General features: G+C 45.0%; 23 protein-coding genes. 9 read left to right on the forward strand and 14 right to left on the reverse strand.

Going from position 1 to position 25,088, the window contains the following annotated elements; all coding sequences use genetic code 11:
- Positions 1–2: 2 nt before the first annotated feature.
- A complete protein-coding gene (locus tag INQ51_RS09020) occupies positions 3–848 on the reverse strand; it encodes an SPFH domain-containing protein (protein WP_233377642.1) in 846 nt (281 codons plus the stop codon).
- 149 nt (positions 849–997) lie between these two features.
- Here INQ51_RS09020 and nhaA point away from each other — a divergent pair, with 149 nt between their 5' ends.
- Entirely contained in the window at positions 998–2,311 is a 1,314-nt protein-coding gene (nhaA, locus tag INQ51_RS09025) for a Na+/H+ antiporter NhaA (protein WP_233377643.1), read from the forward strand.
- A 144-nt stretch (positions 2,312–2,455) separates the two neighbouring features.
- Here nhaA and INQ51_RS09030 read toward each other — a convergent pair whose 3' ends face one another.
- Positions 2,456–2,671: a hypothetical protein gene (locus INQ51_RS09030; protein WP_233377644.1), complete on the reverse strand. Its 216-nt coding sequence runs from the start codon at positions 2,669–2,671 to the stop codon at positions 2,456–2,458.
- Positions 2,672–2,736: 65 nt separating this feature from the next.
- Complete coding sequence (locus INQ51_RS09035) at positions 2,737–3,330, reverse strand: RNA polymerase sigma factor (RefSeq protein WP_233377645.1); 594 nt, start codon at positions 3,328–3,330, stop codon at positions 2,737–2,739.
- Positions 3,331–3,491: 161 nt separating this feature from the next.
- Between INQ51_RS09035 and uvrA the strand changes: the two genes are divergently transcribed.
- On the forward strand, positions 3,492–6,296 hold the full coding sequence (gene uvrA, locus INQ51_RS09040; protein WP_233377646.1) for an excinuclease ABC subunit UvrA: 2,805 nt from the start codon (positions 3,492–3,494) through the stop codon (positions 6,294–6,296).
- Here uvrA and INQ51_RS09045 read toward each other — a convergent pair.
- Both INQ51_RS09045 and INQ51_RS09050 read right to left on the reverse strand, forming a co-directional pair.
- A complete protein-coding gene (locus INQ51_RS09045; RefSeq protein ID WP_233377647.1) occupies positions 6,285–6,713 on the reverse strand; it encodes a hypothetical protein in 429 nt (142 codons plus the stop codon). The genes uvrA and INQ51_RS09045 overlap by 12 nt on opposite strands.
- Positions 6,703–8,100, reverse strand: coding sequence for an MATE family efflux transporter (locus INQ51_RS09050; RefSeq protein WP_233377648.1), 1,398 nt, complete (start codon positions 8,098–8,100; stop codon positions 6,703–6,705). Before INQ51_RS09050 ends, INQ51_RS09045 begins: the two co-directional genes overlap by 11 nt.
- A 73-nt stretch (positions 8,101–8,173) precedes the next feature.
- On the opposite strand from INQ51_RS09050, the gene INQ51_RS09055 reads away from it, so the two are divergent.
- From INQ51_RS09055 to INQ51_RS09065, 3 genes are read left to right on the forward strand one after another with little or no spacing between them, the layout of a single operon-like run.
- A complete protein-coding gene (locus INQ51_RS09055) occupies positions 8,174–8,680 on the forward strand; it encodes a HEAT repeat domain-containing protein (RefSeq protein WP_233377649.1) in 507 nt (168 codons plus the stop codon).
- Positions 8,681–8,727: 47 nt separating this feature from the next.
- Positions 8,728–9,669, forward strand: coding sequence for a type IX secretion system membrane protein PorP/SprF (locus INQ51_RS09060; protein WP_233377650.1), 942 nt, complete (start codon positions 8,728–8,730; stop codon positions 9,667–9,669).
- Between the two features lie 46 nt (positions 9,670–9,715).
- On the forward strand, positions 9,716–10,696 hold the full coding sequence (locus INQ51_RS09065; RefSeq protein ID WP_233377651.1) for a type IX secretion system membrane protein PorP/SprF: 981 nt from the start codon (positions 9,716–9,718) through the stop codon (positions 10,694–10,696).
- Here the strand turns inward: INQ51_RS09065 and INQ51_RS09070 are convergent.
- The 4 genes from INQ51_RS09070 to INQ51_RS09085 form a co-directional block, all read right to left on the reverse strand.
- Positions 10,693–10,848: a hypothetical protein gene (locus tag INQ51_RS09070; RefSeq protein ID WP_233377652.1), complete on the reverse strand. Its 156-nt coding sequence runs from the start codon at positions 10,846–10,848 to the stop codon at positions 10,693–10,695. The genes INQ51_RS09065 and INQ51_RS09070 overlap by 4 nt on opposite strands.
- Positions 10,849–10,955: 107 nt before the next feature.
- Positions 10,956–13,223 carry a PKD domain-containing protein gene (locus INQ51_RS09075; RefSeq protein WP_233377653.1) on the reverse strand — a complete coding sequence of 756 codons (2,268 nt, stop codon included), beginning with the start codon at positions 13,221–13,223 and terminating at the stop codon, positions 10,956–10,958.
- A gap of 11 nt (positions 13,224–13,234) precedes the next feature.
- On the reverse strand, positions 13,235–14,224 hold the full coding sequence (locus INQ51_RS09080) for a dihydroorotate dehydrogenase-like protein (protein ID WP_233377654.1): 990 nt from the start codon (positions 14,222–14,224) through the stop codon (positions 13,235–13,237).
- Between the two features lie 64 nt (positions 14,225–14,288).
- Complete coding sequence (locus tag INQ51_RS09085) at positions 14,289–14,969, reverse strand: YggS family pyridoxal phosphate-dependent enzyme (protein ID WP_233377655.1); 681 nt, start codon at positions 14,967–14,969, stop codon at positions 14,289–14,291.
- A 397-nt stretch (positions 14,970–15,366) separates the two neighbouring features.
- On the opposite strand from INQ51_RS09085, the gene INQ51_RS09090 reads away from it, so the two are divergent.
- The 3 genes from INQ51_RS09090 (at position 15,367) to INQ51_RS09100 (ending at position 18,538) form a co-directional block, all read left to right on the forward strand.
- Positions 15,367–16,338 (forward strand): aminodeoxychorismate synthase component I, encoded by a 972-nt coding sequence (locus INQ51_RS09090; protein WP_233377656.1) that lies wholly within the window; start codon positions 15,367–15,369, stop codon positions 16,336–16,338.
- On the forward strand, positions 16,319–16,921 hold the full coding sequence (locus INQ51_RS09095) for an aminotransferase class IV (protein ID WP_233377657.1): 603 nt from the start codon (positions 16,319–16,321) through the stop codon (positions 16,919–16,921). The genes INQ51_RS09090 and INQ51_RS09095 overlap by 20 nt, the downstream gene beginning before the upstream one ends.
- 201 nt (positions 16,922–17,122) lie before the next feature.
- Entirely contained in the window at positions 17,123–18,538 is a 1,416-nt protein-coding gene (locus INQ51_RS09100) for a sulfatase-like hydrolase/transferase (RefSeq protein WP_233377658.1), read from the forward strand.
- A 72-nt stretch (positions 18,539–18,610) separates the two neighbouring features.
- Here the strand turns inward: INQ51_RS09100 and INQ51_RS09105 are convergent, their stop codons facing one another.
- The 3 genes from INQ51_RS09105 to INQ51_RS09115 all read right to left on the reverse strand — a co-directional run bounded on the left by INQ51_RS09105 (position 18,611) and on the right by INQ51_RS09115 (position 23,087).
- Positions 18,611–19,762, reverse strand: a complete 1,152-nt coding sequence (locus INQ51_RS09105) for an acyloxyacyl hydrolase (protein ID WP_233377659.1) — start codon at positions 19,760–19,762, stop codon at positions 18,611–18,613.
- 193 nt (positions 19,763–19,955) lie between these two features.
- Positions 19,956–22,061, reverse strand: a complete 2,106-nt coding sequence (locus INQ51_RS09110; protein ID WP_233377660.1) for an alpha-L-fucosidase — start codon at positions 22,059–22,061, stop codon at positions 19,956–19,958.
- 6 nt (positions 22,062–22,067) lie between these two features.
- Positions 22,068–23,087: an alpha-L-fucosidase gene (locus INQ51_RS09115; protein ID WP_233377661.1), complete on the reverse strand. Its 1,020-nt coding sequence runs from the start codon at positions 23,085–23,087 to the stop codon at positions 22,068–22,070.
- A gap of 236 nt (positions 23,088–23,323) precedes the next feature.
- On the opposite strand from INQ51_RS09115, the gene INQ51_RS09120 reads away from it, so the two are divergent.
- Complete coding sequence (locus tag INQ51_RS09120) at positions 23,324–23,464, forward strand: hypothetical protein (protein WP_233377662.1); 141 nt, start codon at positions 23,324–23,326, stop codon at positions 23,462–23,464.
- Between the two features lie 10 nt (positions 23,465–23,474).
- Here the strand turns inward: INQ51_RS09120 and INQ51_RS09125 are convergent, their stop codons facing one another.
- Complete coding sequence (locus INQ51_RS09125; protein WP_233377663.1) at positions 23,475–24,143, reverse strand: porin family protein; 669 nt, start codon at positions 24,141–24,143, stop codon at positions 23,475–23,477.
- Positions 24,144–24,193: 50 nt separating this feature from the next.
- The gene (locus INQ51_RS09130) at positions 24,194–25,036 is read right to left on the reverse strand and encodes an MBL fold metallo-hydrolase (protein WP_233377664.1); all 843 of its coding nucleotides are present in this window, start codon (positions 25,034–25,036) and stop codon (positions 24,194–24,196) included.
- Positions 25,037–25,088 lie beyond the last annotated feature (52 nt).

The following is a 25,088-nucleotide window of genomic DNA, read 5'->3' on the forward strand; positions in this document are numbered from 1 at the left end:
CATTAATATAACGTTCCGGTATTTACGATGGGTGTGGCATCTTTATCTCCGCAAAGCACCACCATCAGATTACTGACCATCGTTGCTTTTTTCTCTTCATCCAAATCCACAATTTGCTTTTGGCTAAGTTCGTCGAGCGCCATTTCAACCATACTAACTGCACCTTCCACAATTTTGTAACGTGCCGCGACAATCGCCGTTGCCTGCTGGCGCTTTAACATTGCCTGGGCTATTTCCTGGGCGTAGGCAATGTGGTTTATCCGCGCCTCAATAACATGAATACCGGCGATATCGAGCCTTTCTACAATTTCCCGCTCCAGTTCGTTGTTCACTTCCTCGGTCCCGTCGCGCAAGGTAACTTTGGCGGTCTCGTCCTCAATATTATCGTACGGATAAAGTCCGGCCAATTTTCGCAATGCTGCCTCGCTCTGTACCAGCACAAAATGTTCGTATTCATCCACCCCAAAAGCAGCTTTGTAGGTGTCTTCCACTTTCCAAACCAGCACCAACCCAATCATGATCGGGTTCCCCAGTTTGTCGTTCACCTTAATGGTTTCGCTGTCAAAATTCCGCGCCCGCAACGAAATCTTCTTCTTCGCAAAAAACGGATTAACCCAGTAAAACCCGTTCGTTTTAATGGTTCCTTTGTAAGCGCCAAATAAAACCAGCACACAGCTCTGATTCGGATCTACCACCGTAAATCCGATCGCCCCAAGAATAAAAATCGGAATTAATGCTACTGCAGGGATAATCATTTCCATCAGAAATCCTGCAACGATGAGCACTAAAATAATCAGTTCCAATAACAGAACCAGATAACCCGACATACCAGAATATTGCTTTTCCATGACATTAATACTTTAGTAATTTGATATTATTTTGATATCACAAAGTTAAGATCTTTTTACCAGCATGACAATAATTATCCGGTAATTTTTATTTTTGACATTTGAAAAGCAGGGTTATTATCACACAATTCAACATCTGAATTCTATATATGAATAAATCATCCATCAAGTTTATTAAAGAGCCGATCAATCAATTTATTAAGCTCGAAACATCCAGCAGCATCATTCTGTTTGGAACCACAATAGCAGCCTTAGTTCTCGCTAACAGTCCATTAAGTCAAGACTTTCTTGGTTTTTGGAAAGAGTACATAACCTTTAGCCTTCCCGGCTTTGAACTATCAAAACCCATCTACAAATGGATCAACGATGGTTTAATGGCTATTTTCTTTTTCCTGATTGGGCTGGAAATTAAGCGCGAAGTTCTTACCGGAGAGCTGAGCCACATAAAAAAAGCATCGCTTCCGCTATTTGCCGCGGTTGGGGGGATGATAATCCCAGCTGTGCTTTTCACCATCTTAAATAAAGGAAATGCAGGAGGTGAAGGCTGGGGAATTCCCATGGCTGCCGACATTGCCTTCTCTTTGGGGATCCTAACTTTACTAGGAAAAAGAGTACCGCCGGGAATAAAGGTCTTCCTGATGGCTTTTGCCATTATCGACGACCTCGGAGCCGTTCTGGTAATTGCCTTCTTTTACAGCACCAACCTAATTTGGACCAACATTTTCGTTGGGCTGGGTATTATCCTTATCCTCGGACTTCTGACGAGATTTAATTACTATTCCAAATACCTTTTCTTCATTGCCGGAATGATTGTTTGGGTGCTGTTCCTGAAATCGGGAATCCATGCAACCATTGCAGGTGTACTTATGGCACTCACCATTCCTTTGCAACGGAAAACCAATACCCGTTCCTTCTATCGTAAAAGCAAGGAGCACCTAGATGCATTTATGGAAGAATGTGATGAGAAAGAAGAAACAGCGGTACTTAGCAAGAAACAACTTCATATTATCGATGACTTGCAGGAGCTGACCGAAACCACTTCGTCACCACTCCAAAACCTGGAGCACCATCTGCACGGCTGGGTTTCGTACCTGATTATGCCTCTTTTTGCACTGGCAAATGCCGGGGTTATTTTCAGCTTCTCGGGCGACTCGAACGTGGCTTTGTCCGTCAACCTTGCCATCAGTATGATCGTTGGAAACTTTATCGGAATCTTTACTTTCTCCTGGCTGTCGATAAAATTGAACATTGCCGAACTTCCGCAAAATGTAGGATTCAAACAACTGGCAGGTGTATCCTTTTTGGGAGGACTTGGTTTTACCATGTCATTGTTTATCAACAGCCTTGCGTACAGCGATCCGATCCTTGTCGATTCTGCCAAAATGGGAATCCTCATCGGTTCAACCATTGCCGGAATACTTGGATACGTTACCATACGTTTAACGGTTAAAAAGGAAGAATAAACACATAAATTCGTAAACAAAAAATAGTGCATATTAACTGAATATACACTATTTTTTTGCCTCAAATTGGCATTAAACATTCTAGAAACAGGGAAACGAAGCAACTAACAGGAAATAAAAAAGGCACCGATTGGTGCCTTGCTATTAATTTAAGATCATTTCTACATATCCCGCCGATTCTGTTTCTAAAACATCGTAAGAGCGGGCAAAATCCAGAATGTTCCGGATGGACTTTTCTGATGGTCCCATTTCTTCAGTTTCTAAAAGATCAACCCCATTCTCAGGTTCTGAGTTACCGATAAAATCGACATTACTGTGAATATGACTGATACAATAAATCAAAGTAGAGAACTTTTGCATAGGCACTTTCATTTTTTATTTACCTACAAAACGCCCCCTGTTTGTTATTATTGTGTTAACGGAAGTTAAATCATTGTTAACGACAATTTCTTCTTGTCAATCAGTTTCCGAAGATTGATCAGCGCATAGCGCATTCGTCCCAAAGCGGTATTAATACTCACATCTGTCTGTTCCGCTATCTCCTTAAAACTCAGCCCCATGTAGTGACGCATATAGATCACTTGCTGCTGGTCTTCAGGCAATTCGAGGATCAGATCCTTTACTTCGCTTAATATTTGGGTATTTACCATTTCGTCTTCAATGGTCTGTTCCGAATATTTTTGGGAGTTAAAAATATCCACTTCCGAACTGTCGTTTGAAACCGTTCCCTTTAGCTTTACTTTTCTGAAATGATCGATGATCAGGTTGTGCGAGATGCGCAATACCCAGGAAATAAATTTCCCATTCTCGATGTATTTACCTTTTTTCAGCGAGCGTATCACTTTAATGAACGTTTCCTGAAAAATATCTTCAGCCAGTTCCTGATTCTTAACAATCAACAGAATATATGAGAACACCCTGTTCTTATGTCTTAAAATTAATGTTTCCAGAGATTCTTGATCGCCGTCCACAAACCTTAGAACGAGCTCATTGTCGTTCAGTGAGTTAAGTTTGAGCATTACCTTCTATTTAAGTGTAAACAAAAAGTAAAATTTTTCTATAGGCGTCAATTTTTAAGTGTGGTACAACTATTATTGTAATTTTGTGTGATCCAAAAATGGAACATTTCAACGAAAAATACAAGTTTTTTTAACGGATTATTGCATTTATCATCAAAATTATGTCCAATAGTAAAAGCTCAAAATACATAGAAATTCAAAATGCCAGGGTCCACAACCTAAAGAACATCAGTTTAAAAATTCCCCGGAATAAGTTTATTGTTGTCACAGGAGTATCCGGATCGGGCAAGTCGTCGCTGGCTTTTGACACGCTTTTTGCTGAAGGACAGCGCCGGTATGTGGAGAGTCTTTCCTCCTATGCGCGTCAGTTCCTCGGAAGGATCAACAAACCCGAAGTTGACTTCATCAACGGGATTCCGCCGGCCATTGCAATTGAACAAAAGGTAAATACAAGAAATCCGCGATCCACAGTGGGCACATCCACCGAGATTTACGACTACCTGAAACTTCTGTTTGCGCGTATCGGAAAAACCTATTCCCCTGCTTCCGGGCAAATAGTAAGCAGGCATAGCGTAACCGATGTAGTCGACTTTATCAATTCGTTTGAAGAAGGCACCCGCATCATTATTGCTTCGCCACTGATTCCCAAAAACGGAAGAAGCATTCTGGAAGAAGCCGAACTTTTGATGCAACAGGGTTTTTCGCGCCTGGAGACCAACGATGAAATAATAAAGATCGACGAGCTGATTCTGGCCAAAAACAACGATTTCTGCAAAGGAAGCTGCAACTTGGTTATCGACCGTCTGTCGGTACAGCGCGACGAAGATACCCAAAGCCGGATGGCCGACTCGGTTCAAACCGCCTTTTTTGAAGGGCGTGGCGAATGTACCGTAAAAGCCTTTTTGCCCGGCGGTGTGGAGAGTGCACAATTTTCCAACCGCTTTGAAGCCGACGGCATGGAGTTCGAGGAACCAAGCGTTCACATGTTCAGCTTTAACAACCCGGTTGGTGCCTGCCCCACTTGCGAAGGCTACGGAAAAGTAATCGGGATCGACGAAGACCTGGTTATTCCGAATAAATCGCTTTCCATTTATCAGGACGCCGTTGCCTGCTGGAAAGGCGAAAAAATGAGCGAATGGAAAAATGAACTGATCTACTCGGCCGAAAAATTCGGGTTCCCGATCCACAAACCCTTTTACGAGCTCACCGAAGAGCAAAAGTTCCTGATATGGACCGGCAACCAGTATTTCCAGGGATTAAATGCCTTCTTTAAGTTTCTTGAGGAAAACAGCTACAAAATACAATACCGCGTAATGCTATCACGCTACCGCGGCAAAACCATTTGTCCCGAATGCAAAGGCAGCCGGTTAAAACGCGAAGCCGGTTATGTAAAAATCGCCGGAAAATCGCTTCAGGAACTAGTCTTGATGCCGGTTACCGAATTGCAGGAATTTTTCCGTCAACTGGAATTAACTCCACACGATGTTGAAATTGCCAAAAGAATCCTCATCGAAATTAACAACCGGCTTGTATTTCTTTGCGATGTAGGACTGGGTTACCTTACCCTTAACCGTTTATCTTCCACACTTTCGGGAGGAGAGTCGCAACGTATTAACCTGGCCACATCGCTGGGAAGCAGCCTTGTGGGCTCACTTTATATTTTAGATGAACCCAGCATCGGTCTTCATTCCAGGGACACTGAAAAACTGATAAAAGTATTGCGGCGCCTGCAAATGATCGGGAATACCGTTTTTGTGGTGGAACACGACGAAGAGATCATTCGAGCGGCTGATGAAGTGATCGATATTGGCCCGCTGGCAGGACAACACGGTGGCGAAGTGGTTTTCCAGGGAAACCACGAGGAGCTGGCAAAAAAACCGGAGAGTCTGACCACCAAATACCTGACCGGCATTGAAAAGATCGCGGTTCCTGCGCGCCGGCGCAAGTGGACCAACTTTATTGAAGTGGTAGGAGCACGCGAAAACAACCTGAAAAACATCCGGGTAAAGTTTCCGCTGAATACAATGACGGTGGTGACCGGAGTTAGTGGTTCAGGAAAATCGTCATTGGTCACCAAAATTCTGACGCCTGCGCTTACGAAAATACTAGGTGGCTACGGCGAACGAACCGGCCATCACGATGCCGTTCTGGGCGACTACAAAATGCTGGATGCCATTGAATTTATCGATCAAAACCCGATTGGAAAATCATCGCGTTCCAACCCGGTGACTTACCTGAAAGCCTACGACGAAATCCGAAAACTATTTTCGGAACAACAGGCGGCAAAAATACAGGGACTAAAAGCCTCTCATTTCTCGTTTAACGTGGATGGTGGCCGTTGCGATGAGTGCCAGGGAGAAGGAACCATTAAAGTGGAAATGCAGTTTTTGGCCGATGTTTTCCTGGTTTGCGAAAGCTGTGGCGGAAAACGTTTCAAAGAAGATGTTCTGGATGTTCGTTATCATGACCACAACATCGACGACATTCTGAATCTCACGGTTAATCAGGCCATCGAATTATTTGCAAAAGGGAAAAGTTCGACCGAAAAGAAAATTGTGAAACGCCTGCAACCTTTGCAGGATGTTGGATTGGGATACATAAAACTCGGGCAGTCGTCGAGTACTCTTTCCGGGGGAGAAAGCCAACGTGTGAAACTGGCCTCGTTCCTGGCGCGCGAGAAAGATGCCCCTACCCTTTTTGTTTTTGACGAGCCGACTACCGGTCTGCACTTCCACGACATCCGGAAACTACTTGATTCTTTTAACGCCTTGATCTCTCGCGGACATTCGATTATTGTTATCGAGCACAACATGGAAGTGATCAAATGCGCTGATTGGATCATCGATCTGGGGCCGGAAGGTGGTGACAAAGGAGGAAAACTCGTATTTGAAGGACTTCCTGAAGATTTGATCGGGATGGAAGATTCATATACAGGACAGGCTTTGAAAGAAAAATTAACGACGTAGGGTTCTGCCAACTAAAGAATAGATTCCCGCCACAATCAAAACAACAAGGGGGAGAATCAGAATTACGCCGGTGATAGCCATCCAGAAAGTAAAGTTCAGCGGAGCATTTTGAAAGGAAAATGACCAGTTGCCCGAAAGCAAAAAGGAAATGATTCCCCAGGCGATTGCAAGAATAAAATTGACATTCAGTATTTTCTTTGCTGTCCGCCAAATAATTCCTGAATGTTTTCCTGCCACAAAGCTGCGGGTCAGATACGCATAAGCCACAAGCATACTCCAGGAGATTAGTGTCCCAAATGGCAAATGAATTTGCCCGATCAATTCATAGGTAAGTATTTCAGGGGTTATTCGATAAAAATACACCATCAGTAAAACCCAATTAAGCAGGGCAATTATCTTTATAATTTTACTTCGCATTACTTTCACCAACAATTAAAGGTAAACGTTTCCATTCGCGGGTCAACATAAAAGCAACCACTATTGCCGACAAAAAATCGGAAATCGGGAAGCTCATCCAAATGCCGTCAATCTGAAAAATACCGGGTAAAACAAGCAACAAAGGAATCAGCGCAATCACTTGTCTGAACAACGTAGCAAACATCGACAAACCAGCTTTTCCGATCGCCTGAAAAAAGTTGGAGGCCACCACCTGGAAACCAACAAAGGGGAAAGCCAGCACAAAAATCCGCAGTCCCCGCGACGCGATTTCGTAAAGCTGCTGACTGTCGCTGTTAAACACCTTAATGATAATTCCGGGGAAAAATTCGATAAACACAAATGCACCGACCGAAATTAGCGTAGCTGCCACCAACGAAATACGCAGGGCATGTTTGATTCGTTCCACCGATTTGGCTCCGTAACTAAACCCGATAATGGGCTGCGAAGCCATATTCAGCGCCACAATGGCCATCACTACCAGAGAAACCACCGAATTGATGATTCCCATAGCACCAACAGCCAAATCACCTCCAAAGCCGATCAGTTGCTTGTTGAGTAATCCTTGGACAAAACTGCTGCTTATTTGCATCGAAAAAGGTGCCATCCCAATCGCCACAATTTCCAGCAAAATGTACCAGTCGATCCTTATATTCTTTAATCTTAAGCGAAGAACTGCCCGCTTACTCCACAAGAAATGGAAAAGAACCCAGGCCATTAACACAAACATGGAAATAACGGTTGCGTAAGCAGCTCCTTTTACTCCCATATCGAGCCAGAAAATAAAAATCGGGTCCAGAATCAGGTTGGTGACTGAGCTCAACAACATCGAAATCATGGCGATCCGGGCATTTCCTTCGGAACGGATTACGTTATTCAGCGAAAAGCCTACGATCATAAAAAGAGTTCCGGCCAGAACAATGTCCAGGTAATCATTGGCATACTGAAAGGTTTCCTCCGTCGATCCAAAAGATTTTAAGATGGGAACTTTAAAAATGTAGGTTACTACTGTAATCAAAAGCGACACAATTACCATCAGCACAAAGCCTGTTCCCAGCGTCTGCTCGGCGCGGTCCATTTGTTTTTTCCCCATGTTGATGGAAACATAAACACCGGTTCCGATCCCGATCAGCATCCCAAATCCCATCATCACCAGCATAATCGGGAAAATAACCGAAACACCCGAAAGTGCCTCTGCCCCAACTCCCTGCCCAATAAAGATCCGGTCAACAATATTGTACAGTGCATTGACAAACACACCCACAAAGGCCGGAATAAAGTATTTCAGCATTAACCGGCCAACATTAGCCTCCTTTAACTCTTCAATATTTTTCATGAATGGCCCAAAGGTACCGAATAATGGAAACATTTAAGAACGAGCTTTGTTTTGGCTCATTTATTAACGTATTTTTACAGCCGTTCAACAGAAGAAAATCAGACAAATGAAACAGCAAAAGATAGATACAGCAACAAGAGATAAACTGTTTTCGGCCAATGCAGAAACGGTTTTGGCAGCCGTAGAATCACTGCGCGAAAAAGGAAACAAAGAATATCTTCCGATGCTTTTTGAAATCCTGCTTTCAGTTCCGGAAGCAGAAGTAAAAGATGCTATTTTGAAGTTGCTGGGAAACGTGAAAGACAAGGAAACCATTCCGGTTTTTATCGAAGTTCTTCAGAATGAAAAATACAAAAACATAAGAAAAGAGATCATCACCACCTGCTGGCAAAACGGGCTGGACTTTGGCAGCTATATGGGAGTTTTTGCCGACCTCGTAATTTCTGAAAGCTGGGAGGTTGCTTTTGAGGCCTTTACAGTCATTGAAAACCTGGAGCATTTTCCACCGGAGGAGGAGTTCAAGGCGATCCGTCTGAAAATTGCGGGAGCCTTACGAACGGCTGACGAACGCAAACAGTACTTTCTGGAAGAGATCTTACGAATGTCCTCCTAAAAAGAGGTGAATAATTGAAAGTTGCGGTAAAAATAGGGGTTCTGTGTATGTTTGCCTGTGCAAACCTGCTGGCGCATGCGCAAAACGAAAGCCAGCTAAGTCCGCTTTGGAATCCCGTAATCGCCAACCCCGGATTTGCAGGGTTTGACAACACCACTTCCCTGCGAACCGGCAACCACTTTTACCAGCTGAATGACTCCATAGCCTTCAATCTTTTTTACGCCACTTACGATACGTATTCCGACAAACTGAAAGGCGGAATTGCGTTCTATTTCCAGCAGGGACTGATTGGCAGCCGCAACATCAGTACCACCGAAGCCGGTTTTAGCTATGCAGGATTTCCGAAAAAAACAAAAAACGGCACCATCCGTCTTTCGGCAGGCGGCTATATTTTAATGGCGACCAAGCAATGGTGGGTTCACACGCTCGACCGGATGTTGATTGATCCCGAAACACCATCGAACCTCCCGGGCCCAGAGTTCATGCGTTATGTGATAGTCAAACCACGGGTTGGTTTTTTATGGGACACGGAAGCACTTACCTGCGGAATGACCATGAGTGTTCCCCTGAAAATGGACATGGCCACCGACTCGCTCGACACAAAAAACAACCCGGTCAGCCTTGTTCTCTACCTGTCAAAAAAGAACCGAGGTTTTAAAAACGGGCTCCGCTCCAGACCTTTTATCCTCACTCCCGAACTGATTGTGTCGTACAACACCGACCTGTTTTTGAGCCGGTTCAGAGTGTTTACCCAACACACCCGTCATACGCTGGGAGCTTTTCTTCAAAGCGATTTTACCAACAACGTTCACACCCTGGGAGGCACCGTTGGCTATGCCAGTGATTATACCCGGATTGACTTGAGTGCCGGGGCCGGAATTCCGGGAATTTCAGACGAAATTGGCTTTTGTGTAGAACTTGCCCTGCGCGTTACCATTCCTGAAATTGATTACACCCGAATTAATCCGTGGGCAGTTAAAAGAAAGTAGAAATGATTTTGTACTTTGGCCGGCCTAACAACTTAACCGGGATCTGATGAACCTTGGTAGACTCGTGTATATAGTGCTCTTTTTCCCCGTTGTACTCTTCGCTCAAGATCCGGGGTATTCGCAGTTTTTTGCCAATCCGCTTCATTTGAATCCGGCTTTTGCCGGCACCTCGGAGCTTCCGCGTGCTGTTGCCAATTACCGGAATCAGTGGCCTCAAAACGGCTCTGCATTCAGCAACTATTCTGTTTCGTATGACCGCCTAACCCAAAACCTGAAATCAGGGATCGGATTTCAACTCTATTACGACCGCGAACCCAACGCCATCGTAAACACAACTTCAGCCAATGTGGCCTATTCTCATCATGTTCAACTGGGAAAAGAGACGTTTATGACCCTCGGGTTACAGGGAGGCCTCATGGTAAAACAGTTCGATCTTAACCAACTGGTATTCCCCTCCAACATCGATCAGATCTCCGGAGTGATTACCGGTAGTGCTCCCTTGACAGTTTCCAACGACCGAAAGATATTCCCCGATTTTGCCTTTGGAACAGTGGGACAATACCGCGAAGTATTCTGGGGAGCAAGTGTTCACCACCTTAACCAGCCCAACGAGTCGATTATTGAAGGAGATCAGAAAGGCAGACTACCTATGAAAATAACCATACACGCAGGTGCCCGTTCAAAAAATTTCCATCACGGACTCTTGTCGCGCGAATACAAGCTTTCGCCCAACATACTTTACCAGCAACAGGGAAGCTTTAAACAGTTAAACCTGGGAATTTATATGATTGAAAAAGCATTTGTATTTGGCGGCTGGTTCAGAAACAATCTTGACAAACGCCCCGATGCCATCATAGCACTAATAGGACTTGCCCGCGAGAAATTCCAGTTTGGCTATAGCTTTGACTACACGCTTTCGAAATTATCTAACTACAGCTACGGTTCTCACGAAATATCACTGACATTTTTTATGAATGTTAAAAGAAAAAGAGTTATACAAAACAAGTTGCTGGTACCGATGATTTAATGAGTGGTTGCCTTCCATTCCTCATGTTTCATCTCCCACGGCACCACAAACTGCTGTTCAACCGTCTCCCAACTTTTTTTCACAACCTTCACCCGATACCCTTTAAATACCTGATACTTTTTGTCAGCCAAATCTCTTCTGGTCCTCTCCATTTTGTTCATTTTTTCACTCATCAAATGGAGTCTACAAGTTACAAAAATTAGCAGCCAATTAAAATGTTGAAGAGAATGTGGAATGTTAATATTTTGAAAAGAAAAGGTTAATACAACAAGGTTACATTGCCTTGTTGTGTGTGCTTTTTTGATTTAACATCGATGTATTGAAACACCCAGGTATAAACACCCGCCGGCGCATCATTTCCGTTACTCATCTTGCCGTCCCAGCCTACTAAAGAACTGTTGGATTCAAAAACCGTTTCTCCCCAGCGGTTATAGATCATCAGTTTGTAACCGTCTTCAACTATCCCTTTTCCGTAAATCCTGAACTCACGGTCTTCCTCCGTTGCGGCATTGGGAGAAAAAGCATTGGGCGGGAAAAAACGGTCGAAATCAATACCGACAATGCGTACCAGGGTGTCTCTGCAACCAAAATCGTTGGTCACCTCCAAACGCACGTGGAAATCCCCAATATCATTGTATTTGTGCACCGGATTTTCTTCTTGCGAAGCAGAAGTGTTGTCACCAAAATCCCAGAGAGACGAAATGGCCGCATGGCTGTTATTGTAAAAACTGATTCCCGGCGAAGTGATCACAGCCACTTCCGGAACGGGGTCGAATGCAGCTACAGGAACAGGATATATACTGACGAGATCGTCCATCACCTCAAAATTCCGGCAGCCTGTGTTCGACAGTACAGTTAAACTCACATCAAATGTGCGAACGGTATCCGATGGATTAACAAATGAATAAATGGGTTTCTGTTCCGGAGAGCTGTTTCCATCGCCAAAGTCCCAGGAATAAGAAGTTGCTGACTCAACAGCGGTAGCAACCAGCTGGGTTGAATGAGGCGAGCAACCAATCGGATCATCCACCAATACTGAATTCCGGGGAACCACCGAAACCGGTTTCTCAGATGAATCGACACACCCCTGTTCGTTTACTTTCAGGCCAACCGTACGATCCATCACACTAAAACCGAGCGGAATTTCCACCTCCATCAGATCAGTTTCCGATGCAAACTCCTCTCCGTTGTAATACCAGGTAAAAATGGCTTCGTTTTTGGTTATCCCTTCAAACTCCAATTGCAGGTTGTAGCCTTCGCAAGTAGTCTCATCCAGTTCGAATTTTGCTTCCGGTTGGTTATGCACCCCCAGATGAATAGTATCGATGTATTCGCAGCCGGATTGCGCAATCATATCCAGTTGAAAAGGATAAGTTCCGAAATCGGGGACGGTAATTGTGGGAGAATACGTATCCCCATCAACAACTGAGACACGTGAATCCAACGGCGTCAGGGTTATGGTAGGTTGACCATTGGAAAACGCAATTTTAAACTTCTGCGTCAGTGTGCCGCATAAAAAGGTATCCATCTGGTTGTAGTCGAGTTCAGGCGCTTTGCTGTCTTTCACATCCACATAACTGGTGGCCGAAAGTTTTAATTTCGGTTCACCGGGCATACCGCCATATTCCACCACATATCCTTGCGCCCGGTAGTACTGTGAACTTGGACCGCCTCCTGCATTGGGAAGATCGTTCCATGATTTTGGAATCGTACCCGGATTCGCATTAATATGTGCATAATCCTCCCCAATTCCATTGCTCCCGTTTACATTATTGGGTTCCCCGCTGTTCCAATACGAGAAGCTATTATTTACGCGAGAACCATTCGGGTAATTTCCCTGCCAGAAATGCGTACCGGCTTCCGGGCCGGTTACCCACATCCACTTTCCTTCTTGTGCTTCATCGGAAGCGCCAATCCATCCCACTCCATCAATTTTTGTCCAGATAAAATCATTTTCCGCACTCGATGTTATGGTGGCCAAATATCCCTTCAATCCATAATAATCGGCATTGGCAGCCAAATCGCGGGCTTGTTTCCAGGTAACATCCAACTTTGGAATATATTGATAAAAGTGACCGGAATCCGCAGTAAAAGGCAGGTAATCGGCATCGCGTAAACTAATGGAAAAAGAACGAATTCCTCCGGTCGGATTCGAAGATACATTCCGGTAATAAACTTTTTTTGCGGCCTCTTCATACGCTTCGTCGGTTCCCACCCCGGTAATTTCCAGAGACCCTGTGTTTACATCCCATTTATATTTAAAGGATCCCTCTTTATCAAACTCCAGTAAATCTTCTCCTTTAATGTAATTTGAGATGGAAATCTTGATCCCATCACTCTCCTTATTGACCTGGATGTTTTCGATGGTGATTAAAGGAGCCACCGCAACCGGCTCGGCACAATACAACATTACGTTGGTACTTGGATTCTCAATTACCGGAGGGTCTGCACTTTGGGCCAAAACAAAACCGGCCATCCCCATAAAAATGACAAATTGGAAGAGGAAAGCCGGTTTCAAGAAGGTCATTGTATAATTTCTTATTTTTTATTGGAAAAATACTTCATGAACTGCGAACGCTCGTACAACAACGGATCAGGAATGTTCTTGTACGACAGTCTTCCCCTGAAATCGTCCACCGTTTTAAAGTTCCATTTTTTCATAAAAGCAGTCATGTCTTCCAGCATTTTCGGAACAACACCCACCCCGTTTACATACAGCGATGAACAAAGCTGGGCAACTTTGGCACCGGCCAGCAATTGTTTAAGAACGCCATCGCCATCGTGAATACCCGTAGATGCGGCAATATCGAGGTTACTAACTGCTGATGAAACAATACCTACCCAACGCAGACTTCTGCGAATATCTGCCGGAGAACTAAAAACTTCAGAAGCCGTCAGTTCCAGTGTTTCAAGATTAATATCCGGTTCGTAAAAACGGTTAAACATTACAATACCCGCAGCGCCGTTGGCTTTCAGTTTATCGGCCATACCAATGATGTTGCTGTGGTGCAATCCGAATTTTACCGACACCGGAATGGATACTTCCGACTTTACTTTTTTCAGCACATCGAGATACAATTGCTCAACCACACCGGGTTTCTCGTTGCGATCGGTTGGCAGGTAAAAAATATTCAGTTCGATGGCATCGGCACCGGCTTCTTCAAAATCCCGGGCAAAACTGGTCCACTCAGCCGAGCTCACACAGTTAATGCTTGCAATAATTGGCACATCCACTGCTTCTTTGGCTTTCTTCACCAACTCCAGGTGTTTGGTAACCGTATTATCACGCAGGTAATTCTTTATGTAATCCTCCGCCTCGGGGTACGAAGTATTCTGCTGGTCTTTGCTCAGCATATTGGTTACTTCGTTGTTGATCTGCTCCTCGAAAATCGATTTCAGCACAATAGCGCCAATACCGGCTTCGGCCAGTTCTTTTATTTTTTCTACTGAACTCGTTAAACCCGAGCTGGCTGCCACAAGCGGATTTTTCAATTTCAATCCCAGGTATGTTGTTTCAAGATTTACCATCGAATTTTGTTTAAATGATTATTTCCTACACCCAACTTTTTGCCAGGCGAAAAAGTATCGAAATTTAGTTTTTATTTTGATAATTCCTTTCTCCAAAAATTTTGCTTCCCACCCGAATCATTGTACTTCCTTCTTCAATCGCAAGCGGGTAATCGTCTGACATGCCCATCGAAATTTCACGGAACGAATCGGCTCCCGAAAAATATTTATTTTTCAGAACAGAAAAAATATTGTGCAACACACGAAACTCTTTTCTGATCTGATTTTCATCATCAGTATAGGTAGCCATCCCCATTACTCCGGCAATTTCAACGTTTTGAAGCTTCTGCACTTCGCCTGTATCCAGCATTTCAACGGCTTCCTCCACCGAGAGGCCAAACTTGGTGCTCTCTTCAGCAATATGAAACTGCAGCAGACACCGAATGGTCCGCTTGTTTTTCGCAGCCTCCTTGTCGATCGTCTTCAGTAACTTCAGCGAATCCACACCATGGATCAGACTCACAAAAGGAGCCATGTACTTCACCTTGTTCGTTTGCGGGTGCCCGATAAAATGCCACTCAATATCTTTGGGCAGCTCCTCGTATTTTTGGGCTAAATCCTGTACTTTGTTCTCACCAAAAACACGCTGCCCGGCCTGGTAAGCCTCCAGAATATCCTCGTTGGGCTTGGTTTTCGAAACAGCTACCAACTGCACACCGGGCGGTAATCCTTTTTTTAGTTCCAGTAAATTATTCGCAATCTCCATCCTTTCGGGAATTTGCTGTAAAAATAGCAATATTGCAGAGAATCGGCGAGGATCGGCAGAAGGAATTTGCAATGAACTGCGAGCTTCAAAGATTGCTTCTCCGTCATTTGACGGATCGCAATGACTCTGTTTTTATTTTTGTTCAGCAGCGGACGTGCAGTGCCGTGCCCAAACATATCATGTACTGTCCGCTGCATAGTACTTTTCTATCGAACGTTATGGCGAGGAATCCATCCCGTTTTGACGGACGGATTCCGAAGCCAACTGCGTGCTGCGTGGTTTCAATCAATAACAATCCCTGAAATACATAAACTGCTACACGGCATCACTGCAACACCCCGTTCATTATTATGCTAATACAAAATCCCGTAAGCTTTTTTATCTTTGCGCCCGCAAGATGGATATCAGGGAGGAAATAGGACAGCAAATGAATGCTTTGGGAAGTAAGGGAGAAGCCTTTGTTTTCCTGATCGACTTTGAAGAAAAGGAAGCCATTATTTTGCCGCCTGGTGACGATTCTCAGCTGCTCTGGCAGGCGGGACAGAAAGCTAACTTCACGCCGAAGAAGCCGGACTCCACTATAGAAAAATGGGAAACACATCCCGTCTCTTTTGAGGATTACCAAAAAGGCTTTGACCGGGTGCAATACCACATTCACAACGGTGACACCTATTTACTCAACTACACCCGCCCTACCTCCATCAACTGCAACCTTTCGCTCGAAGAAATTTTCCACCTGAGTTCAGCCCGCTACAAGCTTCTGCTAAAAGATAGGTTTGTGTGCTTTTCGCCCGAAACCTTTGTGCAGATCAGGCAGGGCAAAATCGCTTCTTTCCCGATGAAGGGAACCATCGATGCCGATTGCGAGGATGCACAGGAAGAATTACTGAAAGATTCGAAAGAACTGGCCGAGCACAACACCATTGTAGACCTGATACGCAACGACCTGAGCCTGGTGGCCGAAAACGTGACGGTAGAAAAATTCCGTTACCTCGACCGCATTAAAACCAGTCAGCGCGATTTGTGGCAGGTGAGCTCAAAAATTACCGGCGATCTTCCCGTGAATTATGCCCAAAGCATCGGCGATATCCTTTTTACACTCCTCCCTGCAGGGTCGATTTCGGGAGCGCCTAAAAAGAAAACCGTGGAGATCATCCGGGCAGCTGAAAATTACCAGCGCGGTTTTTACACCGGTATTTTCGGTTATTTCGATGGCCACAATCTCGACAGTTGTGTACTCATCCGCTACATCGAAAATGAAAACGGGCAACTGGTGTACAAAAGCGGAGGCGGAATTACATTTATGAGCGACGCAGAAAAAGAATACGAAGAACTTTTAAAAAAAGTGTATGTCCCAATTATTGATTGAAACCATTAAGTCTCTGAATGGAGAACTTTATAACCTCCCCTACCACCAAAGCCGCTTTAACCTGGTCAGGAAAAACTTCCTGGGCTGTACCGATACTGTTTTACTCAAAGACCAGATTCAGGTACCCGATGAATGTAAAAACGGCCTGTTTAAATGCCGCGTTTTATATTCGGAACAAATTGAAAAGATCGAGTTTTTACCGCATGAATACAGGACGATCCAATGTCTGCAAGTAGTAAAAAACGATACGATCGATTATGCCTACAAATACGCCGACCGCGAAAAGCTCACTGAGCTGTTTATCCAGAGAGGTGATTGCGACGATATCCTGATTGTAAAAAACAACTGTATTACCGATAGCTACACAGCCAACCCGGTATTTTTTGACGGCAACGAATGGTGGACACCCGACACGCCTCTTTTACCCGGTACTCAACGTGCCCGCCTGCTTTCGGAAGGAAAACTAAAGGTTTGCCGCATTACACTCGACGACCTGGGAAAATATTCAAAAATAGGCTTGATCAACGCCCTCCAGGAGATCGACAATATGCCGTTGATGGATGTTGAAAACATTCGGCGCTAGCACCGTTGTTAAAATTTCCGTCCAGCAGGAGCAATAGAAGATCTTCTCTCAGACAATGTAAAATGTATCAGCCAGGTCTCTGCTTACAAAAGAGCCGGATGATTTCCGAGGCAAAATAGGATGTGGATTCATTGAGCATTTGGGCTACAATGGCTATATTCGCGGGTCAAAGACGCTGAAGTACCATAAATCAACTAAAAAATGAGAAAAATATTTTTCCTGGCTATTGTCGGCTCCCTACTTTTTACGATTGGATGCTCTCCAAAGAATTCCGCTCAGAAACCCAATGTAATTCTGATATTTATCGACGACATGGGCTGGTCCGACCTTTCGTGCTTTGGCAATACCGACGCCCAAACACCCAATATCGACAAGCTGGCTTCGGAAGGTATTTGTTTCGAACAGTTTTATGTGAATGCCCCGATATGTTCTCCGTCGCGGGTAGCCATTTCAACCGGAACCTATCCACAACGCTGGAATATTACCTCTTACCTCGAATTCAGCCAGCGAAACAAGGAACGCGGCATGGCCAACTGGCTCAGCACTTCGGCTCCTATGCTGGCACGAGATCTCCACGATGCCGGCTACACTACGGGGCATTTTGGGAAATGGCACATGGGTGGACAACGCGATGTAACAGACGCCCCGCCCATTAGCGATTATGGTTTCGACCAGTCGCTCACCAACTTTGAAGGAATGGGGGCCAAACTGCTTCCCCTAACTAAAGATGAAACCGGGAAAGTGGGACGTATTTGGGAAGGAGCGGAAAAACTGGGACAGCCTTTTACCTGGATGCAACGTTCTGAAATTACAACCGGCTTTATTGATTCAGCTATTCAATTTATCGGTAAGGCCGAACAAGCACAGCAACCTTTTTATGTAAATATTTGGCCCGATGATGTACACAGCCCCTTCTGGCCACCTTATGAAGAATACGGGCTGGCAAAAGAAGCCGGAAAAAGAGGCTTGTACCTGGCCGTACTCGAAGCCATGGACCAGCAGTTTGGCAAATTGTTCGACTACATTCAAAACAATGAAAACCTTCGCAACAATACCCTGATTTTGTTCTGTTCGGACAATGGGCCGGAAAAAGGAGCCGGAAGAGCCGGTAATCTGAAAGGCTACAAAGCACATTTGTACGAAGGAGGAATCCGCTCTTCGTTAATTGCCTGGGGGCCCGGATTTATGGAAGAAAAAATACAGGGAACCAGAAACAAGGAATCTGTTTTTTCTGCCATTGACATTCGCCCGTCCCTGCTTGAGTTCACAGGAACCGGCAAGCCCGAAAATTCGCTTTGCGATGGTGAAAACCTTGTGGGAACCCTGCTGGGAGAATCTGCTGCTTCGCGACAGATGCCTATTTTTTACAGCCGCCCGCCCGACAGAAAGAAGTTTTACGGATTTGACAGCCTCCCCGACCTGGCTGTTCGTGAAGGCGACTGGAAACTATTGTGCGATTACGACGGAAGCCGTCCGGAGTTGTACAACATTGTTTCAGACCCGGGAGAAAACAACAACCTTGCTGCCGCATATCCTGAAAAAGTAAGGGAACTGGCAGAAAAAGTAACATCGTGGTACCGCTCAATGCCCTGCAGTACGGCGCCCATATCCGATTGATGAGCGTGGAAAACATCAGAAGCTAACAAATGGCTTTCGCAACCGGTAACCCGGAATTTTCGCCATTGGCGTCTACCAGTTAAAAGGCGTTATTACCACACCGGTTTCAATCCAGTCGGCACTAGTTCCGTGACGTGTTTTCAAGCCCAGTTGCAGATCCAGGTGTTTTGTCCAGTCAAACCGCAATGCAGGCCGTAAAAACAACGGGTCTTTTCCTTTGTCGTCTCCCAGGTAGGTTCCAACTTCCAGCAAAATAGCCAATCTCCAAAAATGAAAGGCTGCACCGCCATGAACACCTAACAGATTTTGATCCCCGGATTTTGGATACCTGGGCATCAAACTCTCATCCCTAAAAAAATCGAATCCGGCTAAAAAGGAAAGCATTGTATTATAACGGTATTCATAATCCAATACACCGGAATAAGCCAAATAACGGTTCACACCAACAATACCATCCTCCGCATAATTCTGCACGGTTCCCATGGCGGCATAAAATGAAACGCTATTCTGACCAATCAATTCATTGGCCTGTTTAGGAATCCGTTTTCGGCGTGCCTCCACAACGGTTTTGGGATACGGAGCCGGATCCACCTGTTTTTGTAAGCGGTTGTAATGGTAGCGGAGCCCCACGTTTAAGCCCAACATATTCAGGCCCCAGTTTGGCACAAAAGTCCTTCCGTTGGAGAAATGCGTGATATCGATTCCATAGATCAAATCAAGCTCGCGGGTAAGCTGGTACGAAAAACCGGCATGCATGTTAAAGTAGACGGCAAAACGCGATCCGATGGCATCGTTCAGTGGGTTTGTCGCTTCGTTGTATGGCTGAAGGTTATAGGTTAAGCCAAAAGCCGGACTTATCTCAAACACATTACGCCGATGGGGTTTGCTGGTTTGAAAAGTCATCCACCCAAATATGGCATTAGGATTTCCAAAAATATCGGCATTACCGATGTTACCGCTGTAAAGCCCGATACCATACATCGGCTGGCCATATTTAGCCGACCATTCCGATTCGCTGTCCGACTGCCACCCATAACGAATTTCGCCGGATGAGTAGCCATCTTTGAGAAATTCATCCAAACTTTCCCCGCCATACAAATGGGAACCACTGTGACCTCTCAGTTCAATAATTCTAAACTTGTTGGATTGCCCCATCAAACTTCCTGTCATCAGCAGAAAGAGCCCCGTTAGCATCCAAATCCGTCGATTCAAATTCAATCGCATGCTGACTTTATTTTTGTTCTGTTTTCAGAATGGCCGCTATTCCCAAGCACCAAACAGAAATTCAAAGATAGAGGTTTTCGGTTTTTGAGTCCATACTTCATTCCATAAAAAACCCTCGTTCCGGGTTACCCCAATCTGTGTACTTACTATTTTGAAGGTCGATATAAACAGCAATTGAGTGAACCGGATTTTACTATTCAGCAAACACCTCCACTTCGGCCCACGACGCTTTTCCGCTTTCCCTGACATCCGACAAGGCAAGCATTTTTACATACCGGGCTTTTACCTGTGTACCGAATGGAACGATTCTGCGATTGGGGTTATTTTCAATGTTGCTAAAGGTTCCCCGGGAAAGTTCAAACCAATCAGAACCATCCTCGCTTCCCCAAAACTCATATTCGTATATGATCCCCTCCTTTTCTCCATCCTGCCGCGGCAGGTACGAAAAAGCATTTATACCGCGAAGTTCCGCCATGTCGATAATGAGCTCGTGCGGATGTTTTGCCGGCCGCTCACCGGTAAGCAGAAAACTTTCCGGATCATTATCCATGATGAATTTCCCCGCATCATTTGCTTGCCCGTCAACCGAAACAATCTTCCATTTGTTGCGCGCCACGCCAAATTCAGCTACTATTTTATCGGTACAGAACCCGGTCTTCTCATCCTTCGAGAAACAATGCACTTTACCTCCCCCGGGCATAAAAACAAGACTTGTATATTTTTTGAATTCGCTTGAACCGGGATTTTCGCCCAGTGCATAATACACCGAAATTCCTTTGGTTAAAGCAAAGCTCAGCTTGCCCTCTAAGTCAATGGAAGGAAGCGGATCGGGTACCAAAGCAGGAGCCTGATACACCCCCATGTTCGACAAGGTTAAAGAAGGTGCGTTAGTTGCCATGGTCAGCCTGGCTTTTTGGGTCGTCACATCTTCAAAACGCAGCAGACGCTTGTAGCCAACAGTCGTTCCACTAGCTATCTCAACAAATTCTCCGTTCTTTTCAATCTCAAACGAAAATTCACTCACCCGTTGTCCAAGGGCAATGTATTCCTGTAACATCAGGCGGTTGAAAACGGTTTCTTGCCCAAAATCAATTTCCAGGGTTGCCTTTTGCACACCGTCAGCTGTTGCCCAATAGGTTTCTGAATTGTTGTCGGCAACTTGCCCGGCGCTGTATGCTCTTCCACGTTCATTGTTAGCAGTTACTTTTGCCCCCAAAAGAAGGTTGTTCTCAAATTCACGTTTTACCTGTTCTCCAAATTTCAGCAAGGCCCTCCGGTCGGCTTCGCGTATCAAGCCGTCCGGTGAAATCGCAAGCCCCAGATTCAGGGGCGAGCCGCATCCCACCGAGGTGTAATAAAGATCCATCAGGTTGGCAAGGCTTCGCACCGGGTGCCCTGTATGATAATACCAGGCTTTGGGCCACAGCAGCGTGGTATTCACTTCGGCCGGTATCCACTTTTCACCACCTTCATCTCCGCTTGAAAGCTTTTTTACATATTCGCTATCCGATGTTCCGGGCGACTTATCTCCGGGACTTATCGTATTCCAGTTGGTTGCGCCACCCACGCCGTTTTCATTCCCCACCCAACGGGTCCCCGGTCCTACATCGCTAAAAATAACCGCATTGGGTTGGTATTTCTCCACAATCGAAAAAATGGAATCGTAGCCGTAATAGGTTTTGGCATCGATGTTCCGGCGTTCGTTGGCACCGCCGTAATAGCCGGTTCCTCCGTTGGCTCCGTCGATCCAAAATTCAAAAATATCGCCGTAGCCGGTCAGTAATTCTTCCAGCTGCCGGTAATAGTAATCCACGTATTCCGGGCGACCGTACTCAGCATGATTTCGGTCCCAGGGAGAAAGGTATACGCCTAATTTCAACCCATATTTTTTGCACGATTGTGCCAGGTCGCCCAACACATCGCCCTGCCCGTTTTTCCACGGCGTTGCTTTTACCGAGTAGTCCGTGTATTGGCTCGGCCACAGGCAAAACCCGTCGTGGTGCTTGGCCACCAGGATCATCCCTTTCATTCCGGCTTCGCTGGCAGTTTGCGCCCACTGATCGGTATTTAAATCCCCGGGATTGAACAGTTTCGGATCTACGTCGCCATAAGCCCATTCTTCTTCGGTGTAGGTATTCAGTCCGTAGCAAACCAGGCTGTAATATTCCATTTCGTGCCAGGCAAGCTGTGCCTGTGAAGGAAGAACGCCATACGGTTCCGGCGGATTTGGCTGGCTGCATCCGAAAACAGTAACAGTAATTAAAAAAGTTACAGTTTGCTGAAAATGCTTCATCATCATACCTGTTTATTTATTGGTGCGGATCATTTCGCCCACCTGTTTCAGTGTTTTCACATCAATCTCCCGAATCCTCCCCGCATAATCAGGCCCCACATCGATTGAAAAAATATTTCCATACTTAACCGCTCCCACATAATCGTTGTACAATTTTTCTGCTGAATGACAAAGCGTATCGTGTTTGGGCAATGAATAAAACCAGTCGGCACCGCCTTCATGTTTTGGCAGAATCGGATAGGTAAATTCAGCAACCAGAAAATTGTCATAACTGTCTTTTAAATGATCTTCATTCCAAACGGTACTTTTATCGCCGATTGGTCCCGGGCGTCCACGTTCCCGCAGGTTTAACCGACCTGCTGTTTCTCCGGTATTAAATCCGATAAAACAGTTGGGCTGAAACTGGTGAATAAAATCGACGGTTTCCTTGTGCGATAAACCACCATCGCCAACAGCATGATCCATCCAGAAGAACTCGATGGGACCATATTTTGTGCAAAGTTCCTCTAACTGGACTTTTTTCATTTCGGGATTAATACTTCTCCCCGACCGCCAGCCTTTGCCATCCACAGCTCCCGGCCAGTTCCAGTCGCCTTCAGAAAAATACAGCGCCAGTTTAATCCCGTATTTATCGCACGATTTCCGAAGCATTGCCAAAACATCAATACCCAATTCACTATTCGTTACCTTTTTATCGGTGGTTTCTGTATCCCACAAACAAAAGCCATCGTGGTGCTTGGTCAGAAAAAGGATGTAGCCCATACCGGCATCTTTAGCAGTTTTGCACCACTGATCGGTATCACAACCGGTGGCTTTAAAATACCCGGCATCTTTATCGAGTGTTGGCGTCCATTCGCTTCCGTAAAAAGTACTGAACGACCAGCAAATAAACATCCCCCATTTCATTTCCTTTATCTGTTCGGCACGTAGATGATCATTCACTTTAACGGTATAATCTGTTTTTGACTGGCTTGTTGCCCCGGTAAAAATGGCCACCATCAGTAAGCACAGTAAACTAACTCTTAACAACATAAGCTTGACCTTTTGGTATGAATATAGAAAAATTGATTTATTGACTTTTACAAATACACCTGTTTTTATTCGCTTTTGCCCGGCTTTCTGCCCATGTTCACTCCCTTTTATTCCGCCGGGCTTATTATATTTGACTATCTAAACAAATATTTTCTGACAGAAATATTCAAAACAACATAATTACAGGCAGATAATAAATAAACGATTCCAACCAAAACTTATACGATCTTATCTTTATGGCAGTAGATTCATTTGAATGCAAAATAATTACCGGCGGATTCAACCGTTGCGACAGTTCGTGGAACAAAACAACGGATGAACTCAAAAAGCACTACAACTACAGTCCGGGCAAACTAAAACGGATCCGGCCATTTTAGCCCCTTGGGTTCAATCTACCCAGCGGTTCAGATACACCCCCAGCTTTGCCCCCCAGCACTGGTCCCGTACAGTCAGGCCTTCGCTTTTAAAGTTCCGGGTAAGACCGGGATTATACTCCAGCTCAAAAAACAGGAAGTCATTGAATTCGATCCCCAGCCCCACCAGCGCACTCACATTGAATTTATTAAACTTTTCCAGTGCCGGTTCGTAGACGTTGATTTTAATCCCTGATTCCGGTTCAACAATTACAGCATCTTTGTACGACAGCAGGTAGTCGGCCCGGCCCCCCAGCAACAGGTAAGGCAAATGCGTGCTACTGAAGGGGCGAATTTTTACCCCAAGATCAAGTGCCAGGTTGTGCAAAACCACTTTGTCGTTCCTGACATCTGCCACCGAGGCATCGGGAAAAGTAAATACGAACTCATCTTTAAAGCCTTTCTGAATATAGCCCAGCCCCGTAAGCAAGCTCATCATTTCGGCCAGATCTTTCTCTGCAAAAACAAAAGCCTGCAAACCCACTTTGTACTCATGCTCCATATCGTTCGAAATGTTTCGGTATTGCCACTTCTGGCTGGCATACGAAGTTCCCAGGCTCACACCCAACCGGTCAGCCACCTGCCCGGCAGAACACCAGACGATCAGTAAAAAAGCAGAAATCAGTAGTAATTTTTGTTTCATGGTTATAAGCTTACAACATTACTCGTCGCATAACAAGCTAATTACGTGGTTTAATTCAGATGACTTTTAAACGCCTTATCTACCACCGGCACGACTAAAAAAGGAGGCAATCCGAGTTTTTCCACTGCCTTTTTGCAATTGTTCAAGGTACCGGCATCATCGCTTTTGTAGCATTCTTCTACCACCGAATTAATATGCCTCATATACTCCTCCCCTTCCTGAAGAACCTTATTAATCGAATCCTGCTCAAACATCGGTGGAGTCCACGAGGTAAGTAATGTTTCAAATTCGGGATTGCGTTTAATTTTCGCTAAAGAACGCATCAGATCAGAATAATTATCGTAATTGGGAATGTCATTTTTCAAGGGTATCGAATCTGCCGTGAAAAGTATTTTATCCTCCACAAAAAACAGGTTCAGCGAGCCTTTTGAATGCCCCGGCGATTGAATAAACCGGATGGTTATCGCCTCATCAACGGCCATTGACTGACCGTCTGAAACAAAACAATCCACACTCACTGGCATATCCACAAGATGGTAAAACCCGGGAACCGGACGTTCTGAGTTTTGTAAATCGATGTTTTCGATCCAGTCCCGTTCCAGTTCGTGCGAACAAACCTTGCAGCCGGTCAGCTCTTTGATTTTTGCAGCACTTCCGATATGGTCAGGATGAGCATGAGACAGTAGGATTGTACCGATCTCCGAAAAATCGCGGTTTTGCTCTTTTATATAATCGAATATCACCTTCTCGCTCCCCTTCACTCCCGTATCAACAAGGGTTATTTTATTTCCGAAAATCAACACCACATTTACAAAGCGGGGTATCTTCTTTTCGGGGCTTAAGCTGATCTCGAAATCAATGCGCAATAAATGGATCTTATCTGTCAGTTTCATGTTTTATTAAGGTGTTTTAACTGTGCTCAAGCATTGTTGTGTAGAACAACAA

This window comes from Maribellus sp. CM-23 (assembly GCF_021354595.1).
Classification (GTDB): Bacteria; Bacteroidota; Bacteroidia; order Bacteroidales; family Prolixibacteraceae; genus Draconibacterium.

Bases quoted from the DNA above. Each gene is read 5' to 3' on its own strand.
- INQ51_RS09100 (WP_233377658.1), top strand. From the start codon at position 17,123: ATGAGAAAAATATTTTTCCTGGCTATTGTCGGCTCCCTACTTTTTACG.
- INQ51_RS09085 (WP_233377655.1), bottom strand. From the start codon at position 14,969: ATGGAGATTGCGAATAATTTACTGGAACTAAAAAAAGGATTACCGCCC.
- INQ51_RS09075 (WP_233377653.1), bottom strand. From the start codon at position 13,223: ATGACCTTCTTGAAACCGGCTTTCCTCTTCCAATTTGTCATTTTTATG.
- INQ51_RS09050 (WP_233377648.1), bottom strand. From the start codon at position 8,100: ATGTTTCCATTATTCGGTACCTTTGGGCCATTCATGAAAAATATTGAA.
- INQ51_RS09115 (WP_233377661.1), bottom strand. From the start codon at position 23,087: ATGTTGTTAAGAGTTAGTTTACTGTGCTTACTGATGGTGGCCATTTTT.
- INQ51_RS09120 (WP_233377662.1), top strand. From the start codon at position 23,324: ATGGCAGTAGATTCATTTGAATGCAAAATAATTACCGGCGGATTCAAC.
- INQ51_RS09030 (WP_233377644.1), bottom strand. From the start codon at position 2,671: ATGCAAAAGTTCTCTACTTTGATTTATTGTATCAGTCATATTCACAGT.
- INQ51_RS09130 (WP_233377664.1), bottom strand. From the start codon at position 25,036: ATGAAACTGACAGATAAGATCCATTTATTGCGCATTGATTTCGAGATC.
- nhaA (WP_233377643.1), top strand. From the start codon at position 998: ATGAATAAATCATCCATCAAGTTTATTAAAGAGCCGATCAATCAATTT.
- INQ51_RS09045 (WP_233377647.1), bottom strand. From the start codon at position 6,713: ATGCGAAGTAAAATTATAAAGATAATTGCCCTGCTTAATTGGGTTTTA.
- INQ51_RS09080 (WP_233377654.1), bottom strand. From the start codon at position 14,224: ATGGTAAATCTTGAAACAACATACCTGGGATTGAAATTGAAAAATCCG.
- INQ51_RS09020 (WP_233377642.1), bottom strand. From the start codon at position 848: ATGGAAAAGCAATATTCTGGTATGTCGGGTTATCTGGTTCTGTTATTG.
- uvrA (WP_233377646.1), top strand. From the start codon at position 3,492: ATGTCCAATAGTAAAAGCTCAAAATACATAGAAATTCAAAATGCCAGG.
- INQ51_RS09070 (WP_233377652.1), bottom strand. From the start codon at position 10,848: ATGGAGAGGACCAGAAGAGATTTGGCTGACAAAAAGTATCAGGTATTT.
- INQ51_RS09125 (WP_233377663.1), bottom strand. From the start codon at position 24,143: ATGAAACAAAAATTACTACTGATTTCTGCTTTTTTACTGATCGTCTGG.
- INQ51_RS09105 (WP_233377659.1), bottom strand. From the start codon at position 19,762: ATGCGATTGAATTTGAATCGACGGATTTGGATGCTAACGGGGCTCTTT.
- INQ51_RS09095 (WP_233377657.1), top strand. From the start codon at position 16,319: ATGTCCCAATTATTGATTGAAACCATTAAGTCTCTGAATGGAGAACTT.
- INQ51_RS09065 (WP_233377651.1), top strand. From the start codon at position 9,716: ATGAACCTTGGTAGACTCGTGTATATAGTGCTCTTTTTCCCCGTTGTA.
- INQ51_RS09055 (WP_233377649.1), top strand. From the start codon at position 8,174: ATGAAACAGCAAAAGATAGATACAGCAACAAGAGATAAACTGTTTTCG.
- INQ51_RS09090 (WP_233377656.1), top strand. From the start codon at position 15,367: ATGGATATCAGGGAGGAAATAGGACAGCAAATGAATGCTTTGGGAAGT.
- INQ51_RS09035 (WP_233377645.1), bottom strand. From the start codon at position 3,330: ATGCTCAAACTTAACTCACTGAACGACAATGAGCTCGTTCTAAGGTTT.
- INQ51_RS09110 (WP_233377660.1), bottom strand. From the start codon at position 22,061: ATGATGATGAAGCATTTTCAGCAAACTGTAACTTTTTTAATTACTGTT.
- INQ51_RS09060 (WP_233377650.1), top strand. From the start codon at position 8,728: ATGTTTGCCTGTGCAAACCTGCTGGCGCATGCGCAAAACGAAAGCCAG.